The organism is Paenibacillus sp. oral taxon 786 str. D14 (assembly GCF_000159955.1).
In the GTDB taxonomy this organism is placed as follows: domain Bacteria; phylum Bacillota; class Bacilli; order Paenibacillales; family Paenibacillaceae; genus Fontibacillus; species Fontibacillus phoenicis.
In genome coordinates, this window is the sequence record NZ_GG695979.1 from 100,066 (window position 1) to 104,370 (window position 4,305).

At 53.4% G+C, this 4,305-nt stretch carries 5 protein-coding genes; 4 read left to right on the forward strand and 1 reads right to left on the reverse strand.

Annotated elements, in window-relative coordinates; all coding sequences use genetic code 11:
- The coding region (locus tag POTG_RS24370; RefSeq protein ID WP_198136206.1) for a hypothetical protein at positions 1–229 on the forward strand (229 nt) is incomplete at its 5' end.
- Positions 230–273: 44 nt separating this feature from the next.
- Here POTG_RS24370 and POTG_RS22740 read toward each other — a convergent pair.
- Complete coding sequence (locus tag POTG_RS22740) at positions 274–825, reverse strand: AbrB/MazE/SpoVT family DNA-binding domain-containing protein (RefSeq protein WP_050769765.1); 552 nt, start codon at positions 823–825, stop codon at positions 274–276.
- Positions 826–1,016: 191 nt separating this feature from the next.
- Between POTG_RS22740 and POTG_RS13575 the strand changes: the two genes are divergently transcribed.
- The 3 genes from POTG_RS13575 to POTG_RS13585 all read left to right on the forward strand — a co-directional run.
- A complete protein-coding gene (locus POTG_RS13575) occupies positions 1,017–1,658 on the forward strand; it encodes a deoxynucleoside kinase (protein WP_036645364.1) in 642 nt (213 codons plus the stop codon).
- A 3-nt stretch (positions 1,659–1,661) separates the two neighbouring features.
- Positions 1,662–2,315 carry a deoxynucleoside kinase gene (locus tag POTG_RS13580; protein WP_009225404.1) on the forward strand — a complete coding sequence of 218 codons (654 nt, stop codon included), beginning with the start codon at positions 1,662–1,664 and terminating at the stop codon, positions 2,313–2,315.
- Between the two features lie 452 nt (positions 2,316–2,767).
- A partial coding sequence (locus POTG_RS13585; RefSeq protein WP_036645420.1) for a peptidase U32 family protein occupies positions 2,768–4,305 on the forward strand: 1,538 nt, incomplete at its 3' end.

Here is a 4,305-nt window from a genome sequence, read left to right on the forward strand (position 1 = left end):
GATCGTGGTGAACTTCAACATCGAGACGGTGCGAAACGGGGAGACGGAGAAGCCATATCTTCAATATATCCGCGCGCCGCTGATGAACCAGTGGACTGGCATGGAAGGATTTGCACGGAGCGTTGTAGACCCTTACGGTCGGCGCTTCACGCTGAAGGATGGGGATGTGGCGTTTTACCATGCGGATCTGTCGAGTCGGGATGATTTCAGGCCGCTCGTGACGCATTAATTGTATTCGGACTAATGGCTCCTTTCCCTAGAGGGAGGAGCTTTTTAGGTTTGGCCATCCTTTTTCATCGTTTTCATAGCTGGATCGGATTGTCTTAATTCCTGGAGTAGTTGACTCACCCGACTCTGGGAAATGCCTATCCTTCTGGCCCATTCACTCTGTGTGGAGTTGGGGTGGGTGCGCATGGCTTCCAATAGCCGTTCGTAGGCTTTACCGCGTTTTCGACCTCGTTTACTTGCAGCGATATCCTTGGTGGGACGACCCGGCCCCCTATTTTCTGCGGATGCGGTTACCGCAACCTCCTCTGTTCCCGGCGAGGCAGGTGGTGAACTGAGTTCCAGGGTAGCCTGAAGACGAAGCTCCTGGATGCAAGAGGGACAAATAAATTTTTCATGATAATAGAGCAGGTTATCCAGGGTCTGGCAGAACATGCAGGCTTGAGATTGATATTTACGAATCATGATCCATCGAGAATCGGGGTCAATGAAAAACTCCATCGGATCCTTTTCCTCGATGTCTAATACCCTTCTCCATTCAATCGGCAATACGATACGCCCGAGTTCATCCAGTGCTCGAACGATTCCTCTTCTTCTCATCGGCTTACCTCCTATAGGTTCATCCATACAGTAATTCGACATAACTTCAAAATTTCCTGTAAGCTCAAACCATAAGTACCTTTTTCTCCAAATCATTTATCACCTCTCTTCTACTAGCCTACTTAAAATGAAAAAGCCGTTTGCCTGAATTCTGTGATACAATATTCTAGTCTATTTTTCAGGCAAGTGAGATGTGGGAGGACCCTCAAGTGAAGAAGCCATGCCCGTTTATCGCCGTGGAAGGCGCCATCGGAGCCGGAAAAACCACGCTGGCCACGATGCTCGCTGAGCGGTTTGATTTTCCGCTGTTGAAGGAGATCGTGGAGGAGAATCCGTTCCTGGACAAGTTTTATCAAAATATCGAGGAATGGGCGTTTCAGCTGGAAATGTTCTTTTTGTGCAACCGGTATAAGCAATTGGAGGATACGGTGAAAAACTATGTGTCCCGGGGGGTGCCGGTCGTGTCGGACTATCATATTTATAAAAACTGGATTTTTGCCCAGCGGACGCTGCAAGGGGACAAACGGGAGAAGTATCGACAGATTTATCATCTGCTGACCGACGATCTGCCTAAACCCAATGTGATTGTGTATATCCGGGCGGAATTGGCGACCTTGTTAAAAAGAATCGAAAAACGCGGCCGCAGCTTTGAGCAGGACATCGATCCCGGCTATCTGGAGCGGTTGATCGAGGATTATGAAACGGCGATTACGCAGATTCAAACGCGTGAACCGGAGACGGTCGTGATTACGATTGATGGCAATATGCTGGATTTTGTGGAGCATCCGGAGCATTTTGAGCAGATCGTTGCGAAGATAAAGGAGCACTTATAAAAGATGAGTCATGAATTGCACATCCCTAAAGACGCCTTAATCACGGTAGCAGGTACCGTCGGCGTTGGTAAATCCACGTTGACCACTGCGCTGGCTGCCCGGCTTGGCTTTCGCACTTCGATGGAGAAGGTCGATAACAATCCGTATCTGGAGAAGTTCTATCAGGATTTCGAGCGCTGGAGCTTTCATCTGCAGATTTATTTTCTGGCGGAGCGGTTTAAAGAGCAGAAGGCAATCGTTGAAGCGGGCGGCGGGTTTGTTCAGGACCGTTCGATTTACGAGGACACCGGGATTTTCGCCAAAATGCATGCCGATCAAGGCACGATGTCCAAGACAGATTACGAGACGTACACCAGCTTGTTTGAGGCGATGGTGATGACGCCGTATTTTCCGCATCCAGACGTGCTTATTTACCTGGAAGGGAATCTATCGTCCATCCTGAATCGGATCCGGCTGCGGGGCCGGGAAATGGAGATCCAGACGGACGTCTCCTATTGGGAGCATATGCATGAACGGTACGCAAAATGGATCGAGGAGTTTGATGCCTGCCCGGTGCTGCGGCTGAACATTGATGAGTACGATGCCACAGATGAAGCATCATTGGATGAAATTATCCGCCAGGCGGCAGAAATCATTCATGCGTCGCGGGCGAAGTGAAACGGTTAAGTATAGCAAGAGGTCAATGGAAGCTGGGGCTTCTGTTGGCTTCTTTTTTGTTTGACAGGGGATCTTGTGGTTGGAGGGCGGGCTACGCTTCGGATAGGATAGGTGTGTTTGGGGCTCTTTTTGATGATTATCCCGTTGCGTCAGAGTTTGGGGACGGACAATGCTTGCAAAAAGAGAATAGGTTGCGCGGACAAGGCTACCTCATTTCGCCCCCTCTCTTGATCCCCTTTTCTGAACGAAAGGGATAATGGTGTAAAAGAGGCCTGAGAAGGGGCGTAAGGACCCTGAGGGCGGGCGCCATGTTTTTCCTTGCGAATGGATGGAAAAGCTAGAGTGCACGGGCAATGTCTGCTAGAATATATAAGTTGATAATTCGCTTAAATTTTGAATTTTTGCAATCAAGTAGAATAGACGCCGGCTGCGGCCGGATTGGGAGGACATACATGAGCAAGACGACGTTAACGCGGCAGGATGTGGAGCTGCTGGCGCCGGCCGGCGATTGGGATTGCATGCGGGCGGCGGTGGCGAACGGGGCGGACGCGATCTTTTTTGGCGTAGAGAAGTTTAATGCCCGGGCGCGGGCGAACAATTTCCGGATGGACGAGCTGCCGGAGATTATGGCTTTTTTGCATAGTTATGGGGTTAAGGGGTTCCTGACCTTCAATATTCTTGTGTTCGAGGACGAGCTGCGGGATGCGCAAGAGTTGGTTGAGGCGTGCATCAACGCGGGGGTGGATGCGGTTATTGTGCAGGACCTCGGGTTGGTGAAGCTGATCCGCGAGTTGTCGCCGGATTTTCCGATTCATGGCTCGACGCAGATGACGATCACTTCGCCGGAAGCGGTGGAGTTCGTGAAGCCGTGGAATTTGGAGCGCGTGGTGCTGGGCCGGGAAAATAACCTCAAGCAAATCAAAGTCATCGGGGAACAGGCGAAGCTGCCGATGGAGGTGTTCGTGCACGGGGCACTATGCGTGTCTTACTCTGGCCAATGTCTGACGTCAGAAATGTGGGGCGGGCGCTCGGCCAACCGCGGCGAATGCGCGCAGGCGTGCCGGTTGCCGTACGACCTGATCGTCGATGGGGAGCAGAAGCCGATGGGCGATGTCGCCTACCTGTTGTCGCCAAAGGATTTGGCGGCGATCGACATCATGCCGGAGCTGATTGAGGCGGGCGTGACCTCCTTTAAGATCGAAGGACGGCTGAAAAGTCCGGAGTACGTTGCCAACGTGGTGAGCAAATATCGGAAGGCGATTGACCGTTATTTTGACGGGGACGATACGCGTCCGTCGAAGGAGGAGATCCGTGAGCTGCAGCAGAGCTTTTCGCGCGGCTTTACGCATGGCTTCCTGGAGGGGACGAACAATAAGAAGCTGGTCGACGGGACGTTCCCGAAAAGCCGGGGCGTGTACCTGGGCCGCGTAGAGAAGGTGCTGCGCGACGGCGTCGTCTGCAAGCTGGAGGCGCCGCTGAAGCGTGGGGACGGGATCGTGTTTGATGCCGGGGATCCGACGCAAAAAGAAGAAGGCGGCCGCGTCTACGACCTGCGCCGTCAAGGCGTGAAGCAGGAAGGCGAAGCCGGAGAGGGTTGGATCGTCGATATCGTGCCGGGACGTAATGACGTGGATTTGCGCCGCGTGCACGTCGGGGATCGCATCTGGAAGACGAACGACCCGGCGCTCGACAAGCGGCTGCGCCAGACGTACGAGACCGAGAAGCCGTACCGCGTCTTCCCGGTGCATGTGCGGGCGGTGGGCCACGCCGGCGGGCTGCTGAATACCTTCTGGACGGATGTACAGAAGGGAACGACGGTGCAAGTCGACTCGGAGCTGGAGCTCGAGGTCGCGCAAAAACGGCCGATGGACGCCGCTCTGCTCGAAGAGCAGTTCGGGCGTCTCGGCGGCACGGTGTTTCAGCTCGAGAAGCTGGATGCGGAGCTTTATGGCGACGTCATCCTGCCGATTCGAGAGCTGAACAGCATCCG

Coding starts and splice junctions, on each gene's coding strand:
- POTG_RS22740 (WP_050769765.1), bottom strand. CDS start 825: ATGAGAAGAAGAGGAATCGTTCGAGCACTGGATGAACTCGGGCGTATC.
- POTG_RS13575 (WP_036645364.1), top strand. CDS start 1,017: ATGTGGGAGGACCCTCAAGTGAAGAAGCCATGCCCGTTTATCGCCGTG.
- POTG_RS13580 (WP_009225404.1), top strand. CDS start 1,662: ATGAGTCATGAATTGCACATCCCTAAAGACGCCTTAATCACGGTAGCA.